The organism is Desulfovibrio sp. ZJ200 (assembly GCF_011039095.1).
In the GTDB taxonomy this organism is placed as follows: Bacteria; Desulfobacterota; Desulfovibrionia; order Desulfovibrionales; family Desulfovibrionaceae; genus Desulfovibrio.
Genome location: NZ_JAAKEH010000013.1, coordinates 43,826 through 63,036 on the forward strand (window position 1 = coordinate 43,826; position 19,211 = coordinate 63,036).

The following is a 19,211-nucleotide window of genomic DNA, read 5'->3' on the forward strand; positions in this document are numbered from 1 at the left end:
TGCTAAACAGGCTTTGTGAGGTAATTGAAATAACTTGCGCTGCAATATACAGCGGCCAGGGGATTGTGACCGAGCATGCGGTCCTTGACGGCCAGCACCGTGGCCGGGGCTTCCAGATGGCGCAGGGCAAGGCTGTCATGGCCCACGCAGAGGCCCAGAAGCACATTGAGCTCGACCCGAGCGTCGTTCATCAGCTTTGCCTGAAGGATGGGGTTGCACATGGTCTCCGGCTGCTCCGGGCAGAGCAGGTCCTCGCCGCACAAGCCCAACTCGCTCTTGGGCACACGGCCCACCTTGCAGATCGCGGAAACTGTCTCAAGGCCCTGAGCCTGAAAAATTGCAGCCGTGGCCGCGGCCTCCTGGCGCAGGCCGATGCAGAAAACAAGACCCAGGCGGCGGTAGCGCATGCCTTTGGCAAAAGCCACAATTTCCATGATGCGCGGTCGGTTCGGCATGCGACCGCCTTGCGGCAACATGGTATAGCTTTTCCGTTCCACTATGGCGGCTTGCCTCGCCATCTGGCTGTTTTCAGGCTCGGCGCAGATCCTGCGGCATTCCTCGCTCAGCTCCGGGCGGCAGGCTGTGGGACAGTCCGGCGGATGTTTGCCGTCCGGCGCGCAGCAGAGCCGTTCCTCGCGCTTGAAGTGGCACTGGGCGCAATGGGGCAGGGGGAACGCGGGCATGGCCGACTCCTTGGATGCTAGAACCGCAGAATACGTTCGGTATTGGCCTTCAGAAAGTCCACATTGGATTTAAGGCCTTCGCCCGCGCCGTTTTTGCCCTCCAGCCGCAGAGAATCAAGGAAGGCCAGGCCGCGCTGCCTGGCTTGCGCGAGATCTTTGCCCCAGACGATGGCCAGAGCCAGATTGGGATCGAATTCCGTGGGTATCTCGTAGGGCTCCTTGTGCGGCACATGGGTCAGCAGGGTCAGCCAGGGCGCGTCCTTCCACTGAAAACGCTCAATGCGGCCCACCCAGGGCGTGAAATTATTGTCGGGATCTTCGGCGATCAGCCGGTATTCCACGCCCACGCCGTCAAAGTCGATATCTTCCTGCGCGTAGCCAAGGGGCTGGCCCAGGCCGGTGCGGATCTGCTCGGCGATCAGGTCAACGCCGTCCTTGCCCTTGATCCGGGAAATACGGGCCGAAACCCCGTTTTCCACCTGGATGCGGGTATTGACTTCCATGAGGAAGGGCTCGCCCTTGCGCGTGACGATCCATTCCCAGGTGCCCACATTGTCATAGCCCACCTTGCGGGCCATGGTCAGGGAATAATCCACGATGTCCGTAAGCACTTTGGCGGCGTCAAAGGTGTATTCAAGCGTGTCGGGCGCAAAACCCGGCGCGACTTCAATGCGTTTTTGCAGGCCTGTGGACTGGATGGAGCAGTTGCGCGTGCCAAAATGCACGGGATTGCGGCCCGTGCGATCCGAGACGATCTGCACTTCCAGGTGATTGAAGTCCGTGATCCGCTGCTCGATGAGCACGCCTTCATCCTTGAACTGGCGCAGGGCGTAATTGCGCACGCGCCGGTAGACCGAGCGGAACTGGTCCGGATCATAGACCTCCTCGATGCCCATGCCGCCCCCGCCGGCCGAGGCCTTGACCAGCACCAGCGGCCGCCTGATGCCCTGCTGGGTCTGAAACTCAAAGACGGTCTTGGCAATGCGCTCGGCTTCCAACTCATCATAAATGGGCCGATCCGAGCCGGGCACCGTGGGCACGCCCAGGCCGCGGGCCAGACGTTTGGTATTGATCTTGTCGCCCAGCTCGCGGATGATTTTCCAGGAAGGGCCGATGAAGATCAGCTTGCGATCGCGCTTGGTCACCCGGCGCGCAAAGCGGAAATCCTCGGCGAAAAAGCCATAGCCCGGATGCACGGCCGTGCAGCCCGCCTCGTCGGCCACAGCCATCAGCTCATTGGCGTCGTGATACGAGGCCACGCGGAACAGGCTTTTTTCTCCGCCTTCCTCACGGGCCAGGCGCACATGGCCCGAAGCCGCGTCCTCGCTGGTGTACACGGCGGCAAAAGCCACGCCCAGCTTGCGGCAGGCCCGCATGATCCGCATGGCGATCTCGCCCCGGTTGGCCACCAGCACCTTGTGCTCTTGCAGGGGAATGTTGTCCTGAACGTTGTCCAAGCTTCTCTCCGTGATAAGCCGCGCCTGAATCGTTTTGTTACTAAAAGGAGCTCAACGCTCTGGCAGGGCGAAGTCATGCCAGAGCGCGTCAGCCGTTGCGATCATGCCGTTTTACGGATGACGACGGCAGCGCCAGGCATGAGCGCAATGCAGCCGCAACGCGCGCCGTTCGGCGGCGACGCGCAACGCCTCCTCCGCCCTTGTGGGGCGGCAAGGCGCGGGCTATACTGGCGGCGTTTGGGCGCTTTTGCCAAAAAATTATTCAACGGCAAGAAGTACTGTTATGCAAAACTCGCAAGAAGTCCAGCGTGTCGTCGAAGCCTTGCGCGCGGCCCTGCCCGGGGGGGCCTCTGAAAAGGCGCCGCTGGGCCTGATCCTGGGCACGGGCCTGTCCGGGCTGACGGCGCGGCTCACGGATGCCTGTTCCGTTCCCTATGCCGACCTGCCGGGTTTTCCGCTCTCAAGCGTGGACTCGCATCAGGGGGCCTTTGTCCGGGGCCGTCTGGGGCGGGGCGAGGCAGGCGTGCCGGTTCTGGTGCAGCAGGGGCGCTGCCATCTGTATGAGGGCCGCAGCCCGGCGCAGGTCTGCATGGGCGTGCGGGTCATGGCCGGGCTGGGCGTCAGGACCCTGATCATCACCAATGCGGCCGGGGCCCTGAATCCGCGCTTTGCAGCCGGCGATCTGATGTGCATGGCGGATCTGATCAATCACACGGGCGTGTCGCCGCTCGCCGGCCCTAACTGCCAGGCCTGGGGCGAGCGTTTCCCGGACATGAGCGCGCCCTTTGATCCCTTTCTGCAGGCATTGGCCCTGCAAACCGCGCTCAAGCTGGGCATCCGCCTGGAGCGCGGGGTATATATCGGGGTGCACGGGCCGGAAATGGAGAGCCCGGCGGAAACCCGCATGTACCGCCAATGGGGAGCCGACGCCGTGGGCATGAGCACGGTTCTGGAAGTTATCGCCGCGCGCCATCTGGGCTTGCGCGTGCTTGGCATCTCCTGCCTTACCAACAAAAACCTGCCGGATTGCATGGCCCCGGTTCCGCTGGAGCAGGTTATTGCCGTGGCCTGCCGCGCCGGTGAAAAGCTGGCCCGGCTGCTTGAGGAACTGGCCGCCGCGTCCGGGCAGGGAGCGGACAACTGAAAGCCTTTGGCTGCGCGGGGCGGAGCGGCGCGTATTTTCAGCCCGCGCATGAGGCAAAGCCGGCGCGTTTTTACTTGAAAAAGCCGCTTTTTCAGTCTATGTTTAAAAATTCCCCTGAGGACAGGTGAAATCCTTCCGTCCCATTCCGACGTGATACTCAGCAAGGTTTATCATCATGCAGCATAACGACTCTCTGCGCAACGTGGCGATCATCGCCCATGTCGATCACGGCAAAACCACCCTGGTGGACGCCCTTTTCAAACAGAGCGGCGTGTTTCGCGCGGATCAGCATGTGGACGAGCGCGTCATGGACAATATGGATCTGGAGCGCGAGCGCGGCATCACCATTGCCGCCAAAAACTGCGCCGTGACCTGGAAGGGCGTGAAGATCAACATCATCGACACCCCGGGGCACGCGGATTTCGGCGGCGAGGTGGAACGCTCCCTGTCCATGGCCAGCGGGGCCATCCTCCTGGTGGACGCCTCGGAAGGCCCGCTGCCGCAGACGCGTTTCGTGCTGCGCAAAACCCTGGAAGCCGGGCTGCCCGTGGTGGTGGTGATCAACAAGATCGACCGCAAGGACGCCCGGCCCCGGGAAGTGCTCAATGAAATTTATGATCTCTTTATTGATCTGGGCGCCAACGAGGAGCAGCTGGAATTTCCCGTGCTCTACGCCATAGGCCGTTCGGGCGTGGCCATGAACGCTCTGGAAGACGAGCGGAAGGATCTTTCCCCGCTGTTTGAGGCTATTTTGACCAGAATTCCGGGCCCGGCCCATGATCCCGCGCAACCCTTCCAAATGCTCGTGGCGGATCTGGATTATTCGGATTATCTGGGACGCCTGGCCGTGGGCCGGATTATGCACGGCACGGTTTTCGCCAGGGAATCCCTGGCCTGCGTGGGCGAAGACGGGGAAGCCAGGCCCCTGCGCGCCACCAGACTTCAGGTTTACGACGGCCTGCAACTCCGCGAGGTGGAAAAAGCCCGGCCCGGCGATATTGTGGTGCTGGCGGGCATTGAGGATGTGACCATCGGCGACACCATCTGCACCCGCGAGAAGCCCAAGGCCTTGCCGCGCATCCGGGTGGATGAGCCCACCGTGGCCATGCGCTTCGGCATCAATACTTCGCCCCTGGCCGGGCGCGAGGGCAAGATCGTCCAGAGTCGGGCCATTCAGGACAGACTGACCAGGGAGAGCCTGCGCAACGTGGCCATCCGCGTGGAAGACACGGCGGATCGCGACGCCTTTCTGGTCAAGGGCCGGGGCGAGTTTCAGATGGCGATTCTCATTGAAACCATGCGCCGCGAGGGTTTTGAACTCTCCGTGGGACGGCCGGAGGTAATCCTGAAAAAAGACGCCGACGGCAGAACCCTGGAGCCCATTGAGCATTTGTATGTGGACTGCGACGAAATCTTCATGGGCGTGGTCACGGACAAACTGGCCCAGCGCAAGGGCCGTATGCTCAACTGCGCCAACAACGGCACGGGCCGGGTGCGGCTGGAATTTTCCGTGCCCTCGCGCGGGCTGATCGGCTACCGGGACGAATTCCTCACGGATACCAAGGGCACGGGGATCATGAACTCCTACCTTGAAGGCTACGAGGAATGGCGCGGCGACTTCCCCACCCGCTTTTCCGGCTCCATTGTGGCGGATCGGCCGGGCGCGGCCGTGGCCTATGCGCTCTTCAATCTGGAGCCGCGCGGCACGCTTTTTGTGGAGCCCGGGGACCCGGTCTACGAGGGCATGATCGTGGGCGAGCACAATCGCGACAACGATATTGACGTCAACGCCACCAAGGAAAAGAAGCTCACCAATCTGCGCGCCGCGGGCAAGGATGAAAACGTGATCCTCACCCCTGTGAAAAAAATGACCCTGGAGCGCGCCCTGCACTTTGTGCGCGAAGATGAGCTGGTGGAAGTCACGCCCCTTTCCCTGCGCCTGCGCAAGGTCGAGCTTTCGGCCCAGAAGCGCTATCAGATGGCGGGCAAGGCAGCCAGGAGCAAAAGCTGAGGCTTTTCCCCGCAGCCGGGGCTGAGCCCTTCGCCATACCTGCGCTGGAGGGCGGAAAGCGCATGGCTGGCCGCGCGGCAGACAACAGCCGTAGAGCGTTTTGCTAGAGCATTTTCACTTTGAAAATGCTCTGCTGACGCGAAAGCGGCAGCCGCCGCAACGCGGCGTACATTCAGGCGAAAACCGCGTTTTGCGCCTGAATGCCACCTTTGACTTTCATAAAAAGTCAAAGGTAATCTGCTCTGATGAAATCAGCCAGAGCATTTTTTGATTGAAAATGAATATTTTCAATCAAAAAATGCTCTACGGTTTGATGTAGGCAAAGCCCTCACGTTGCAGGCGCACCACTTCCACCAGGCCCGCGGGCGCCACCTCGCAGCCCTGCCAGAGCCGGGATCGTTCAATCTTATTATCCGCCAGGGCATTGGCGCACAGCCGGATTTCAAGGCCCTGTCGCATAAGCGGCACGGCCTGCTCGCGCAGTTCCGTATGCTCGTCGGTAAAAAGCCTCACTGCCGGGCCATTGGCCACCACAACCAGATGGAATGATTCGCCGGGCAGGGCTTTGCAGTAATTGGCCGCGTTTTTCAGAACCAGTTGCAGCGTGGCCGGCTCGCTGCTGTCGATATGCAGGCAGAGATCATAGTTCATGCTTTTTCTCCAGGACGTTTATACCAGTCCGCGCCAGAGAGCGCGGCATGAATCATGCTAGCAAAGCCCGCCTTCTTTGCCAAGCCGGGCCGGGCCACGAGAAAAAGCAAGTGTTGCAGCGCCGTTCTGTCCGGAGGCATGAAAAAGCGGCGCGGAGGAGATTTTGAGCCGTGTTGTTTGGCCAGGCTCGCGCATTGCAGCGCATTATAGCCGTAAAAGAGGCATCCTGTGAGAAGCAACGCGACTTTCCGCCTTGCGGATAAAGACGCTCCGGCATATATTGATTACACTATGCGTTACGCATTTTTCTCAGCTCAGACCTTGTGGGCACAGAAGCAGCCTGCGGGAAGGCATATAAGCCCTGCATGGCCGGCCTTGCAGGGGTTTTGCGTGATCTGCGCGCTTCTGGCCTGTCTGCTGCTGAGCGGCTGCGGGCTGTTGACCACGACCGCCGCGGACTCTGCCGGGAACATGGCCGCAGCCGAGCCGGAACTGGACCCGGCCTGGCAGGGCACGCCCATCTCCTATGCCCTGCGTATTGAGGTGCGCGACGGTCCGGCCTCTCTGGCGGATAAAATGAAAGCCGCCAGCCAGCTCGCGCAGCTTGCCAAGGAACCGCCGGACAGTATGCTGGGCCTGGAGCGCCGGGCCCGCGCCGACACGGAAACCGCGGTCAGGCTGCTCCATTCCCAGGGATATTACGACGGCAAGGCCGCCTTCAGCCTGGATGAATCCGCGTCCCCGCTGCGCGTGACCCTTGTGCTCACGCCCGGTTCCCGCTATGTGCTGGGCAGGGCCGCGGTGCGTTATGTGCCCGCGCCCGCGGTGCCGGACGCCTTCAGGGATCGGGTCAGGGTTACGGGCTTTTGGGGGCTTGAGCGGGAAAATCTGCCGCCGCCCTCCTTTCCCGACACGCTGCCGGGCGTGGAGATCGGCAAGCCGGTCACGGCCGACGCCATGCTGGCGGCCGTGGAAGCCCTGCCGGAACAATTGCGCCGCGAAGGCTATCCCCTGGCCAAAGTGGCGGACGCGCGCTACAGCCTGAACCGCGAGGCCCGCCAACTCAATGCGGACATTGTGCTGGACCCCGGGCCGCCCGCGCTCATGGGGCAGATACGGGTACAGGGCGCCAGGGAGGTCAATGCCGAGTATTTGCAGCGCCTTGCGCCCTGGACGCCGGGCGAGCAGCCCTGGGACAGCGCCATGCTGGATGCGTATGCCGACACCTTGCGCGGGCTGGGGCTGTTCGCTTCCGTTGAGGCCAAACCTGGCGTGAAGGCGCTCGACAGGGCCGGGCGTGACGACGGCGTGGCCGTGCTGCCCGCGGATATTTCCGTGACTGAAGCGGCCTTCCGCTCCATCAGCGGCAGCGCCCGCTATGATACGGATACGGGCCTGGGCGTGGAAGGCGTCTGGGAGCACCGCAATCTTTTCCATAATGGCGAAAAGCTCACGCTCACCGCGCCCATTGCCACGGAAATGCAGGGGCTGAAGGCGGCTTTTGAAAAACCGGCCTTTCTGGAGCGCGAGCAGCGTTTGCTGGCCTCGGCCTCGGCCCTGCGCGAGGATACCAGCGCCTATCTCAAGACCTCGGCCGGCGCTTCGGCGGGCATTGACCGCCGCCTTGCCCGGCAGTGGTGGGGCGGCCTCAGCCTGTTCGGGGAGGGCGGCTCCCTGAAGGACAACGAGCATGAGGCCAAACCCTACGGCGTCTTCAGCCCGCGCGCGCATCTGCGGCGGGACAGCCGCAACAATGCGGTCAATCCCAGCAGCGGCTCGGAACTTGAGATTAAACTCCAGCCCTTTACCGGGTATTACGAGGAAGGCTTCAATGTCCTGGCGGGCACTGTGGAGGCCAGCTTTTATTATGCGCCGTTCAGGAAAAAGAACCAGCCCGACGATACGCTGATTCTGGCCGCGCGCGTGGAAGGCGGGGCCATGAGCGGCGCGCCGTTGCGCGCCATCCCGTCCAGCATGCGCTATTACGCGGGCGGCGCGGGCTCGGTGCGCGGCTATGCCTATCAGGCCCTGGGCCCCCGCGACAGCGAAGATGATCCCCTGGGCGGCCGATCCTACCAGATCGTGAACCTGGAGGCGCGCTTCAAGGTGTCGGAACATATCGGCATTGTGCCCTTTCTGGACGGCGGCATGGTCTACAAGGACGAGTTCCCGAAAATCATCGGGGACATGGATTGGGGCGCGGGCCTGGGCCTGCGTTATTACACGCCCATCGGCCCGGTGCGTCTGGATGTGGCAGCGCCCCTGCGGCAGATTGCGGGCGATCCGCCGCTGCAAGTGTATATCAGCATAGGACAGTCCTTCTGATGAGCGCGCAAAACAACGCGGCCGCGCCGCCGCAATCCTCCCCGACTTCGCCGCAGCCCGGCCCGCGCCGCTCTTTTCGCTGGGCGCGTCTTGTGCCGGGCCTTTTGGCCGGGCTGCTTCTTTTGCTGGTTCTGGCAACGGCGGTCGTGATTTTTCTCCTGCGCAGCGACACCGGGCAGGCCTGGCTGACCGAAAAGCTCAACACGGCTCTGGAAAGTTCCCTGGCTGAAAGCGGGCTGCGGATCAAGATCACGCATCTTTCCGGAGCTCTGCCCTTTACCGTGGACTTTGGGATCACGGCGGCCGACGCGCACGGGATTTGGCTCAATGCGCCGGAAAACAGCTTTGTCTGGGACTGGCGCGCCCTGCCCCAAAGCGTGCGCATTGCCCTGCTGCAAAGCCGCAATGCTGTTGTTTCGCGCCTGCCGGATCTGCCTCCCGGCCCGGAAGAGCCGCCCAGGCCGCCCCTGAGCGAGCAGGAATTGCGCCTGGCTCTGGCGGACGCGGCCCGGACCTGGGCTGATCTGCCGGGCTTGCTGCCTGCTCTGCGCCTGGAAAAATTCTCCCTGGAAAACCTTGCCCTGCCCCCGGACATTCTGGGCGGCGCTGCGCCGGCCCGGCCTGACGGAGCCCTGCTCGGCAATCTGGAGGCCGGGTTCGCGGCCGGGGCGGAGGGCGCGCGCCTGCAACTGGAGGCCCGGCTGACCGGCGCGCAGGGCAGGCCGCTGGCTTTGCCCGGCCTGAGCAGCGAAGGCCTGCAAGCCACGGTTACGATCCGGGCGCGGCCCGAGAAAAGCCTTGAGGGGACATCCGGCGAGCAGACACGTCTGAATCTGGAGGCCCATGCGGAGGCGCGCGCGGCGCGGCCTGTGCTGCGCGACGCGGCTTTGCCCGAAACCCTGTTCGGCACGGAAGCCCGCCTGACGCTCGCGCTCACGGCCGGGCTGGAGGCCGGAGCCACGGGCCCGGCGACTGATGCGCGTCTGGGCCTGGACTCTCTGGATCTTGCCGCCGGCCGGCTCGCCATGAGCGGGCAGGGCGTCTGGCAGGGGGGGGCGGGAAGCTGGCTGGACGGGAAAGTGGACAGCGCGTTGCATGTCCGCCTGAGTCCCGCGCCCCACAGCTCCGTGATTGCGTCCGCGCCCGCGTCCGAAGGCACTACAGAGGCGGCGGCCATGTCCGCCTCCGATCCGGCAAAGGCCGGGCCGCGGGAGCCGCTTTCCGCCCTGCGCGCGCCTTTGAGCCTTGATCTTGCGGCGCGCGGACCGCTCGGCGCGCCTGATGTCCGGCTGACGCTGGCCTGCGCGGCCCTGGCCTTCGGCGGGCATGATCTGGAGGATCTGAACCTGGTGCTTGCAGCCGCGCCCCTGGCCTGGAAAAAGGCGCTGGAACAGGGCGAAACCGGCGCGGATCTGGCCCTGCGCGCCCGTTTGGATCAACAGCCCGCGAGCCTTGAGACCCGTCTTTTTGCGGGGCGCGGCCTGCACGGCGCGGACGACGCCCTGAGCGCCGGTCTGCGCCGCTTGCATCTGAGCGCCGCGGGCCTGACGGCCGAGGGCCAGGTTACGGCCCTGCTTGTGCCTGAAAAAATGCCCGGCCTGGACGGCAGCCTGCGCCTCCGGGTCACGGACTGGCGGGCTTTGTCCGCCTTTACGCCGGGCAACAGGCTGGACGGAGAAGCGGCCCTGGAACTGACGTTGCGCTCTGCCTCGCGGCAGGGGCAAAACGGGCAGGAAGTCCTGCTCGGCTTTTCCGTGCCCCGCTTCAGCCTCACGTCGGGGCAGGGCGAGGCTCTGCGCCTGCGCGGGCTGACGGGCGAGGCGCGGCTTACGGATGCCTTTGGCCGGGCCAGTCTTGCGGCGCGTCTTGCCCTGGCCGGACTCAAGCAGGGGCAATGGGCCCTGGGAGCCGAGGCCGTGGCGCAAGGGCCCCTGCAAGGCCCGCTGGAGGCGCAGCTCAAAACCACGGGCGGCGTGCTTTCCCATGTGCAGGCACAATGGCGGCCTGGCCGATGTGACGTGCGGACCCTGGATCTGCGCGTGCCCGGGCGAAAACTGGGCCTGCGCGCCACACGCGCTCTTGAAGTGCGCTACGGCGACGCGGGGCTTGCGGTGTCCGGCCTGGATCTGACTCTTGCGCCGTCGGGCGCGGTGCGGGCGCAAGGCGTGCTGAGCCCGGGCAAGCTTGATTTTTCCGTCAACGTGGATCATCTGGCCCTGGAGCCCTGGCGCGCGCTTGTGCCCGGTCTGCCCGCGGGTTCGGTGGAGGCCCGCCTGCGCCTGAGCGGCAAGCCGGCCGCGCCCGGCGGGGACTTCCGGGTACGCGTGCATAAGCTGCGCGTGCCGGGCAGCCCGCTGGCTCCCCTGGATTTGGCGCTGGCAGGCGGCATCGAGCGCTCCGCCGCGGGCAATGCGCTGGCCGCCCGTCTGGAATTGAACCCGGAAAGCGTGAAGGCTCTGGGCGGCAGTCAGGCGCGTCTGCGCGTGCGCCTGCCCCTTGTGTTCGGGGCCGACGGCCTGCCCCGGCCCGCGCCGCAGGGGCCCTTGCGCGGGCAGGTGCGCTGGACGGGCGCGGTGGGCCCCCTCTGGACCCTCTTGCCCCTGGCGGATCGGCGTCTGGACGGGCAGGTGGCCCTGGCCCTGGATCTGGGCGGCACCCTGGCTGATCCGCGCGTGAGCGGCAGCCTGCGCGTGGACAAGGCCCGCTACGAGGATTTGCTGCTGGGCGTGCTGCTCACAGACATCAATCTGCGTCTGGATCTGGCAGAGCGCGGAAAAAAACCGGGCCCCCAAAGCCCGGTGGGCGGCATATTGGCCGGGAGCGGTCTGCGCCTGGAGCTCACGGCCGCCGACGGCCTGGGCGGCAGCCTGCGCCTGGCGGGCACGGGTGACGCGGACGGTCGCAATCTCACGATTCAGGGCAGCCTCAACCATTTGCGGCCCTTGCGCCGCCGGGATCTGCGCATCGATCTTTCCGGCAGGGCCCAGGTCACGGGCAGCGCCTTTGCGCCGCAGGTGCGCGGCGAGATCGTGATCAATCAGGGCGCGCTGCTGCTCAACAAGCTGGCGCGCGGCGGCGGCATCACCACCCTGCCTGTGCAGGGGGCCGGCGAGGCGCCCGCGCCTCCGGCCAGGGCCCGGCGTCAGGCCGCGCCCGCCGCGGCATCTCCGGCCGAAGGAGGCGGCGGCCTTCTTGATATGCGGATTCGCGCGCCCGGGCGCTTTATGGTCCAGGGCCACGGCCTGACCAGCGAGTGGCAGGCCGATCTGCTGGTGCGCGGCACGTTGGCGGCCCCGCTGATCACCGGCGAACTGCGGGCCATACGCGGCAATTTCAATTTTCTGACCAGGGATTTCAAGCTCACGCGCGGGGTGATCACCTTTGGCGGGGGCTCGTTGTCCAATCCGCTGCTGGATATTGTGCTGACCTGCGAAACCCCGGATATCACGGCCCATGTGAATATCAGCGGCACGGTGAGCACAATGAAGCTCAGCCTGAGCAGCGATCCTTCCCTGCCCCGGGAGGAGATCATCTCGCGCATTCTGTTCGGTCGCAGCACTGACGAGCTGGGACAGCTGGAGGCCCTGCGCCTGGCCGGGGCCGTGGCCCAACTGGCCGGTTTCGGCTCGGGCGGGGCCGGGATTTTCGACTTTACCCGGAAAACCCTGGGCGTGGACGTGCTGCGCATCAATTCGGCCTCCGGAGGGCCGGGCGACGATCCGGACGCCGCGGGCCCCAGCTTGGAAATGGGCAAATACATCGGCGATCAAATCTATGTGGGCGTGGAGCAAGGCATGAAGCAGGACAGCACGGCCTTTCTCATTGACCTGGAACTGACGCCCCGCACCAGGCTTGAGCTGCGCACCGAGCAGGAGAACACCTGGGGCGGCATCCGCTGGAAGTACAATTATTAGAGCATTTTCTCTTTGAAAATGCTCTGCTGACGCGAAAGCGGCAGCCGCCGCAACGCGGCGTGCATTCAGGCGAAAACCGCGTTTTTCGCCTGAATGCCACCTTTGACTTTCATAAAAAGTCAAAGGTAATCTGCTCTAAGAACAGAAAATTGCAGCCCGGGGCGCGGCGTCCGGATGCCTTGACTGCCGCACGCCACGGCGCCGCCCCGGCCAAGGGCTCCCGGGCGCGCCGCCATCTGTGCCCGTTGCGGCCTGCGCCCCTTCTTTGCCGTGTGCGAAAAGGCCTGCCCCGGCTTCAGCCACGGCCCGGCCGCACGCCGCAGGCGCGGAGCCAGCCCAGCCCCTCCTCGGTCCCGGCCGCCGGAGTGTATTCGCAGCCCACCAGACCCTGATAGCCCAGTGCATCCAGCAGGCCCAGAAGATACGGATAGTGGAGCTCGCCCTGATCCGGTTCATGCCGATCCGGCACGCCCGCGATCTGGCAATGCCCGATGAGCGGGAAAAAACGCCGCAAGCGCCCGGAAACGTCGCCCTGTTCCATCTGGCAGTGGAAAAAGTCGAATTGCAGGCGCACATTGGGCATGTCCAGGCGTTGGATATAGGCCGCGGCCTGCTCCTGCTCGTGCAGAAAATAGCCCGGCATGCTGTACCGGTTGATGGGCTCCAGGCAGAGCTCCAGCCCCTCGTCGGCCAGACGTTCCGCGGCCCTGTGGATATTGCCCAGGTATGCGGCCTGAAGGGCTGTGGCGGGCGTTCCGGCCGGAATTGTGCCGGCCATGACGTGCAGGCGGGGGCAGTTCAGGGCTTTGGCGTAGAGCACGGCCTTTTCCAGCGCGGCGTCGAATTCCTTTTCCCTGCCCGGCAGGCAGGCCAGGCCGCGCTCGCCGGCGGCCCAGTCGCCGGGCGGCATGTTGAACAGGGCCTGCCGGAGAGCGTTGCGCTCCAGCGCGCGCGCCAGCTCCTCGGGCGCAAAGTCATAGGGGAAAAGATACTCCACCCATTGGAAGCCTTGATCCGCCGCGGCGCTGAAGCGATCAAGAAAGGGGCGTTCCGTGAACATCATGCTTAGATTGGCGGCGAAACGGGGCATGGCGGGTCTCCTTCCGTTCGGGAGGGGTTGAGGGAACGGGCCGCAGGGCCGCACGTTCCGGCGCGTTGAGCGTTTAGAGCAGATTACCTTTGACTTGTTATGAAAGTCAAAGGTGGCATTCAGGCAAAAAACGCGGTTTTCGCCTGAATGTACGCCGCGTTGCGGCGGCTGCCGCTTTCGCGTCAGCAGAGCATTTTCAAAGAGAAAATGCTCTAGCTTATTTCATTGGCAAAATGCTCTAAAAAATCAGCTTCAGAAAAGGAGAAAGCACATGAAAAAGATTCTGATCATTTCCACCAGTCCCCGCAAGAACGGCAACTCGGAGATGCTTGCCGACGCCTTTGCCAGAGGCGCAAGAGAAGCAGGTCATGCTGTGGAAAAAGTGTGTCTGTACGACAAGGTGATTCATTTCTGCAAAGGCTGCCTGGCCTGTCAGAAAACACAGCGCTGCGTCATACATGACGATGCGGATGCCATTGTCCAAAAAATGAAGGATATGCATACACTCGTCTTTGCCACCCCTGTCTATTACTATGAAATGTGCGGCCAGATGAAGACACTGCTCGACCGCTCCAATCCTCTTTTCCCGTCCGAGTACAGCTTCCGGGACATCTATCTGCTGGCTGCGGCCGCGGAAGACGCAGCCAGCGCAGTGGACGGCGCGCTGAACGGTTTGAACGGCTGGATAGCCTGTTTTGGAAAAAGTCGGCTCCAGGGTGTCGTGCGCGGCGTTGGCGTGACCAGGCCCGGCGACATCCGATATAAAACCGCAGTTCTTGAAGAGGCGTATGCACTGGGAAAAAATGCCTGAAACACGTCTGCCTGGAGATGCGCCGTCGCTATGCTGCGCATTTTCAGAGAAAGACAGCTCTGTTCTTGAGTGAAGAAGAATCAAACAATACTGGCATGCCGCATCAAGTATTTTTACACTAAGGATAGAGAGATGAACCTTGCAGAGCTTTTGGAATACATTGATAATGGTGCTCCCTTGGTTTCAGGCACAGAGGCTTTTGCCTGCATGGAGCGTTATAGCCATGAGGCCATGCGGCTCACTGCCGAGCTGAACGGCGCGTACCATACGCCCGACGCGGTGCGTGATTTCATGGCCCGCATCACCGGGCGGGAAATAGATCCGGCGTTCAGGCTGTTTCCGCCGTTTTATACCGATTTTGGCAAGAATATCCGTCTGGGCAGGAATGTCTTTATCAATGCCTGCTGCTGTTTTCAGGATCAGGGTGGAATTACCGTGGGAGACAACGCGCTCATTGGCCATCGCGTCACTCTGGCCACCATCAATCACGGCCTGCGTCCCGAAGAACGCGGCGTGCACCATTTGGCTCCCATCGTCATCGGCAAAAATGTCTGGATCGGCTCCGGCGCCATACTGCTCCCCGGCGTGCGCATCGGCGACGGCGCGGTGGTGGCCGCCGGGGCTGTGGTCCGCAGTGATGTCGACGCCGCCTGCGTTGTGGGCGGCGTCCCGGCAAAAATCATCAGGCGCATAAGCTAGAGCATTTTCTCTTTGAAAATGCTCTGCTGACGCGAAAGCGGCAGCCGCCGCAACGCGGCGTACATTCAGGCGAAAACCGCGTTTTTCGCCTGAATGCCACCTTTGACTTTCATAAAAAGTCAAAGGTAATCTGCTCTAGAGCGCGTCAGCCACTGGCGGCCATGCTCAGGACCGCAAGCGCAATGGCGGCCAAACGCCAAAAGGGCGCGGTCTGCGCCAGCTTGAAGCCCGGGGGCCGGCCAATTTCAAACAGGCCCGCGGCAAGCAGCGCGAGCCAGGAGTTCATGCCTCATCTTCGTCCTGGCCTGTCTGCCGGGCCGCGGCGTGATCCCCGGCGCGTGCGCTTGCTCCTGCGCCGCCTTGCGCGGCCAGATCCAGGCGGGCCAGGCGCGCGGCTTCCTGCTTGCGCTCGCGCGTGCCCAGGGGACGCCGCGACTCAAAGTCCTCGCTGCGCTCCTGGCGGCGGCAGAAGATCAGAAAGCCGGTATGCGCAATCATCCGATCTTCGGGGCGCAGCCGATCCGCCACGGGTTTCCAGCGGCGGATCAAAATCTCGCAGACTTCGGTTTCGGCAAAGGGGCCTTGTTCCAGGCCCAGCAGGAGTCTGCCGACCTGATCCACCGTGGGCAGCAGAAAGCCCAGGCTTGCGCCGGGCCGCACGGCGCACGCCGCATGACCGAGATAGTCCCAGGGGTTGCGCACGTCCAGAAAAAGCGCGTCCGCGCCGCTGACGGCAAAGCCCTGGGCAATGTCCCTGTGGTGCAGATCCACGTTTTCGCCTGCTCCGGCCCAGGCCAGATTGCGCCGGACCAGCTTGAAAAATTCCTCTCTGGCTTCATGCCCGACCACCTTGCCCGTAGGGCCGCAAAACCAGGAAAGCCCCAGGGTCAGGCCGCCGGAACCGCAGCCCGCCTCAATGATCGTGCGGCCCGGCCCGGCGCCCAGACGCAGGCAGATATAGGCAATATCCTTGGGATAGATGATCTGGGTCTGGCGCTTGATGCCCTGCAGACGATCAAAGAGCGTGGCCTCCTGCACGCGGATGGGCACATCCAGGCTGGTGCGCGTCTCGCTGCCGAAATCCAGGGCCGCCACCTGCGCGGCGGGCAGCGTGCCGTCGTTACTGTGCCAATCCTGGCCTTCTTCCAGACGTTTGATGTAGCGCCTGCCCTTGGGCGTGACAAAGACCACGAGAGAACCATAGGGGATCATGTTTTTCCTTTTTCTTGCAAAGCCGCGCGGGGCAGACTTTGCGTCGCGTTAGAGCGTTTAGCTAATTTCATGAGCAAAACGCTCTAGTTTTTTACGTTACAGGGTACCGGCCTTGCGGGAAAAGCCCGCCCGGTCGCCACTCTTGTACAGCAAGGCGGCTTGTGGCACAACAACAGCCATGCGCCGTCCCTTTGGCTTCTTTTCGTTTTTGATCGTTTTGCTGCTGCCGCTCGCGGCCGCATGGCCCGCGGCCGCCGCGGACTCCTATCATGTGGGCTTTCGGACAGTGGGAGAATGGTCGGCCGAGAGCAGGCTGCGGCTGGATATCAACGTATGGTATCCTTCCATCCGCCCGGCGCGCCTGTTGAATTACGCGCCCTGGGAAATTTCGGCGGCGCCGGGCGGCAAAGCCGTTGCCGGGCGCTTTCCCCTGCTGCTGCTTTCCCACGCTTCGCCCGGCACCCGCTTTTCCTATCATGAAACAGCGGCCTGGCTGGCCTCCTGCGGTTTTGTCGTTGCCGCGCCCACTCATTGGGGCGACTGCATGGACAATATGGATCTGCTGTTCACCTGGCCGCAACTGGAGGGCAGAGCCCGTGAGCTCTCCGCCGTCATTGATCTGCTGTCGGCCAATGCGGAACTTGCGCCCAGCATCGACCAAAACCGCATCGGCGTCCTGGGCTTCGGCGCGGGTGGCGCTGCCGCGCTCCTGCTGGGCGGCGCTCTTCCCGACTGCGAAGGCTGGTCAGACTACTGTGCCCGCGCCGGACGCCAGGACGTCTATTGCAATCCCTGGGCAAAGATCCGCATCGACAAGCTCTGCCGCAGCCTGCCGCTGACGAAAAGCCTGGCCGATCCGCGGATCAAGGCCGTGGCCGCCGCGGCTCCGGCCTTCGGCATGCTTTTCGGTTCTGCCTCGTTTCGTTTTTTTCATCCTCCGCTGCTCTTGATCGCTGCGGAGGCCGACGCCATAAACCGGCCTGCCCGGCATGTGCGGGCCTTATATGAGCTGATGGACGTCAAGCCGCGCTATCTCAGTCTGCGGGACGCTGATGCCGGGGCCTTGATGTCCTCCTGCCCTGAAGCTTTGGCAGCCGAGCTGCCGGAGCTCTGCCTGTCGGTCACGCCAAAACAGCGGCAAGACATCCATCGGCGCCTGGACGATGCGCTGAGCGATTTTTTTCTGCACTATCTGGGCAGCACGCAGAACCTGCCTGTCATTCCGCCTCCCCCTGACCTGACGCCTGCCCCGCAACCTTCGGCCGTGCTGCCCGCCCCGCCTGCAAAGCGCGCCGGGCAGCGCCCTTCCCGGCGTTGAACTGCACGCCCCCCCACGCAAACTGCCGCGTTTCCTGGCGCAGGAGCACGCCTGTTCACTCTTTTACTCTTTGAACGCTTCAGAACGCGCACCAGACCGCGCGGCTGCGCCTGGAAGCACAACAGTTTGCCTCGGAGTTGCGGCAATCCGCGCTCCGGTCGTTCATGCCCTGAGGCCACAGATCATCGGAGGCCGCGGCTCGACAGAGCGGGCGGCAAACACGCTGCAACTTGCTTGACAAGGGGGAGCCGAATCACTAGCCTTTGAACGGGTCAGATCCCTCGGCGCCGGTTTGCCGCGCTCGCAAAACGCCCGTAATTGCAGGCAAAAGAGAAACGGCCCGGCCCCAGGCAGAGTAACACTCATGCCGGCAGTGGGCGATGAGAAAGACGCCCCGGTGCGGCTGCATGGGAAGTTTCAGATAACGGCATGAAAACAATCAGCGTTTATGCGCTCTGCATTCTGCTGGCAGTGCTTTGTCAGGCTGTTCGCGCGGCAACGCCCTCCGGCAAGGCCGGATTCGGCGGCGAGGGCTGGGTAGTCATGCCCGCCGGCGCGCGCCCCGCGTACATGGGTATTCATGGCGGCACCATGCCTGTGAGCCTTTTGGTTTACGGCGACGGTTCCTCATTGGTTACCTTTGTGGGCCGGACAGGCAATGACTTTCTGGAAGTCCTGCGGCGAACGGATCTGCGCATACCCAGCCTGCTCAACGCCACGACGGCGCAGCCGTTCAACGGCGGTTCGCCGTTTGCAGGCAATGGCACAGTGCTTATGGCAGGCAGCGCCGCGAGCAGCATGCCCGTGATTTATCTCACCGGCGAGGGGCTTGCTCGTATGGCTCTGGCCCCGGATCAACTGCAGCCCTTCGGCCTCTCCGAGAAGCCCCTGTCCATTGAAGGGCAGGTGGCCAAACCAGCTCATCTTTCTCCGGCCAAACGTTACCGTCTGCTTTTTCAACCGCAGTATCTGCAACCACGCCGCAGCTTGAATTAGAGCATTTTCACTTTGAAAATGCTCTGCTGACGCGAAAGCGGCAGCCGCCGCAACGCGGCGTACATTCAGGCGAAAACCGCGTTTTTCGCCTGAATGCCACCTTTGACTTTTATAAAAAGTCAAAGGTAATCTGCTCTAGCAATTTTTGTCAGGCAAGCCCTCACGGCAGCTTCGGGGTTCAGTTCCTTCCCAGGGCGCTGGCTGAAGTGTCGGCTTTTTTTGATAACAACTTGAAATTACTTTAATATCGTTTTATAAGTAAAAAAACATAGATTTTTGTAGAAGTTGAACTATAATCAAACAAAATTCACCTGTACAGGAGCGAAACTATGCCCCTTTCCGCATATCAGGACGCCATGGAAAAGCTGTATGCCGCACGGCTGGCCCATGTTTCTTCAGACCCGACCCAGCTTTTGTTCTGCCGTGGCCTGAAATACCTTCTGGACCACACAGCCGTTTTTGACGCCTGCGTGGATGAGAACAATCCTTTTTACCAGGAATTCGTCAATCTGCTGAATACAGGTTTGAGCAATGATGAGGACTGCTTCAGCCTTTTCGAGTGCCTTGCCATCTTCTTTCGACTCAAGCAACACGAGAATCCCGATCAGGCGCAGAGCGATATTGAGAAGCAAGTCCTCAACCATTTTGAAAACAGTGGCGAATGGCAGCCTCAGGACAACACCCTGGTCAGCCTCTGGTACTGGTGGCGCATTCCCTCGCTGCCCGCGAGCTAGAGCGTTCTGCTCATGAAAGTAGCCAGGGTCAGCCCTCATTAGAGCAATTTCACTTTGAAAATGCTCTGCTGACGCGAAAGCGGCAGCCGCCGCAACGCGGCGTACATTCAGGCGAAAACCGCGTTTTTCGCCTGAATGCCACCTTTGACTTTCATAAAAAGTCAAA

General features: G+C 62.8%; 17 protein-coding genes. 11 read left to right on the forward strand and 6 right to left on the reverse strand.

All coding sequences use genetic code 11. The annotated features are described in order from the left end of the window. Positions 1–2: 2 nt before the first annotated feature. Together G7Y52_RS05690 and G7Y52_RS05695 are read right to left on the reverse strand one after the other, a co-directional pair. Positions 3–683 (reverse strand): DUF1847 domain-containing protein, encoded by a 681-nt coding sequence (locus G7Y52_RS05690; protein ID WP_165067511.1) that lies wholly within the window; start codon positions 681–683, stop codon positions 3–5. Positions 684–700: 17 nt separating this feature from the next. Then, complete coding sequence (locus G7Y52_RS05695; protein WP_165067553.1) at positions 701–2,119, reverse strand: biotin carboxylase N-terminal domain-containing protein; 1,419 nt, start codon at positions 2,117–2,119, stop codon at positions 701–703. A gap of 304 nt (positions 2,120–2,423) precedes the next feature. Between G7Y52_RS05695 and G7Y52_RS05700 the strand changes: the two genes are divergently transcribed. The 3 genes from G7Y52_RS05700 (at position 2,424) to G7Y52_RS05710 (ending at position 5,566) form a co-directional block, all read left to right on the forward strand. Further along, positions 2,424–3,284, forward strand: a complete 861-nt coding sequence (locus G7Y52_RS05700; RefSeq protein WP_165067513.1) for a purine-nucleoside phosphorylase — start codon at positions 2,424–2,426, stop codon at positions 3,282–3,284. Positions 3,285–3,459: 175 nt separating this feature from the next. Beyond that, complete coding sequence (gene typA, locus G7Y52_RS05705) at positions 3,460–5,295, forward strand: translational GTPase TypA (protein ID WP_165067515.1); 1,836 nt, start codon at positions 3,460–3,462, stop codon at positions 5,293–5,295. Positions 5,296–5,395: 100 nt separating this feature from the next. Next, positions 5,396–5,566 (forward strand): hypothetical protein, encoded by a 171-nt coding sequence (locus G7Y52_RS05710; RefSeq protein ID WP_165067518.1) that lies wholly within the window; start codon positions 5,396–5,398, stop codon positions 5,564–5,566. Between the two features lie 32 nt (positions 5,567–5,598). On the opposite strand, the gene G7Y52_RS05715 is transcribed toward G7Y52_RS05710, so the two are convergent. After that, entirely contained in the window at positions 5,599–5,946 is a 348-nt protein-coding gene (locus tag G7Y52_RS05715) for a DsrE family protein (RefSeq protein ID WP_165067521.1), read from the reverse strand. A 390-nt stretch (positions 5,947–6,336) separates the two neighbouring features. On the opposite strand from G7Y52_RS05715, the gene G7Y52_RS05720 reads away from it, so the two are divergent. After that, positions 6,337–8,271 carry a BamA/TamA family outer membrane protein gene (locus G7Y52_RS05720; protein ID WP_241159605.1) on the forward strand — a complete coding sequence of 645 codons (1,935 nt, stop codon included), beginning with the start codon at positions 6,337–6,339 and terminating at the stop codon, positions 8,269–8,271. After that, entirely contained in the window at positions 8,271–12,185 is a 3,915-nt protein-coding gene (locus tag G7Y52_RS05725; RefSeq protein ID WP_165067524.1) for a translocation/assembly module TamB domain-containing protein, read from the forward strand. Before G7Y52_RS05720 ends, G7Y52_RS05725 begins: the two co-directional genes overlap by 1 nt. 295 nt (positions 12,186–12,480) lie before the next feature. On the opposite strand, the gene otnI is transcribed toward G7Y52_RS05725, so the two are convergent. Beyond that, positions 12,481–13,275 (reverse strand): 2-oxo-tetronate isomerase, encoded by a 795-nt coding sequence (gene otnI, locus G7Y52_RS05730; RefSeq protein WP_165067527.1) that lies wholly within the window; start codon positions 13,273–13,275, stop codon positions 12,481–12,483. Positions 13,276–13,546: 271 nt separating this feature from the next. Between otnI and G7Y52_RS05735 the strand changes: the two genes are divergently transcribed. Both G7Y52_RS05735 and G7Y52_RS15475 read left to right on the forward strand, forming a co-directional pair. Then, entirely contained in the window at positions 13,547–14,086 is a 540-nt protein-coding gene (locus tag G7Y52_RS05735; RefSeq protein ID WP_165067530.1) for a flavodoxin family protein, read from the forward strand. A gap of 132 nt (positions 14,087–14,218) precedes the next feature. After that, on the forward strand, positions 14,219–14,785 hold the full coding sequence (locus tag G7Y52_RS15475; protein ID WP_165067533.1) for a DapH/DapD/GlmU-related protein: 567 nt from the start codon (positions 14,219–14,221) through the stop codon (positions 14,783–14,785). 145 nt (positions 14,786–14,930) lie between these two features. Here the strand turns inward: G7Y52_RS15475 and G7Y52_RS05745 are convergent, their stop codons facing one another. Beyond that, positions 14,931–15,071 carry a hypothetical protein gene (locus G7Y52_RS05745; RefSeq protein WP_165067424.1) on the reverse strand — a complete coding sequence of 47 codons (141 nt, stop codon included), beginning with the start codon at positions 15,069–15,071 and terminating at the stop codon, positions 14,931–14,933. Beyond that, a complete protein-coding gene (locus G7Y52_RS05750) occupies positions 15,068–15,997 on the reverse strand; it encodes a tRNA (adenine-N1)-methyltransferase (RefSeq protein ID WP_165067536.1) in 930 nt (309 codons plus the stop codon). The genes G7Y52_RS05745 and G7Y52_RS05750 overlap by 4 nt, the downstream gene beginning before the upstream one ends. A 178-nt stretch (positions 15,998–16,175) precedes the next feature. Here G7Y52_RS05750 and G7Y52_RS05755 point away from each other — a divergent pair, with 178 nt between their 5' ends. From G7Y52_RS05755 to G7Y52_RS05770, 4 genes are all read left to right on the forward strand, one after another. Continuing rightward, positions 16,176–17,315, forward strand: coding sequence for a hypothetical protein (locus G7Y52_RS05755; protein ID WP_206215205.1), 1,140 nt, complete (start codon positions 16,176–16,178; stop codon positions 17,313–17,315). A gap of 429 nt (positions 17,316–17,744) precedes the next feature. Beyond that, positions 17,745–18,311 carry a hypothetical protein gene (locus tag G7Y52_RS05760; RefSeq protein WP_165067539.1) on the forward strand — a complete coding sequence of 189 codons (567 nt, stop codon included), beginning with the start codon at positions 17,745–17,747 and terminating at the stop codon, positions 18,309–18,311. Positions 18,312–18,640: 329 nt separating this feature from the next. Then, positions 18,641–19,045 (forward strand): hypothetical protein, encoded by a 405-nt coding sequence (locus G7Y52_RS05765; protein WP_165067541.1) that lies wholly within the window; start codon positions 18,641–18,643, stop codon positions 19,043–19,045. Then, positions 19,015–19,211, forward strand: a 197-nt coding sequence (locus tag G7Y52_RS05770) for a hypothetical protein (protein ID WP_165067544.1), incomplete at its 3' end; no start/stop codon positions are given. The genes G7Y52_RS05765 and G7Y52_RS05770, both read left to right, overlap by 31 nt.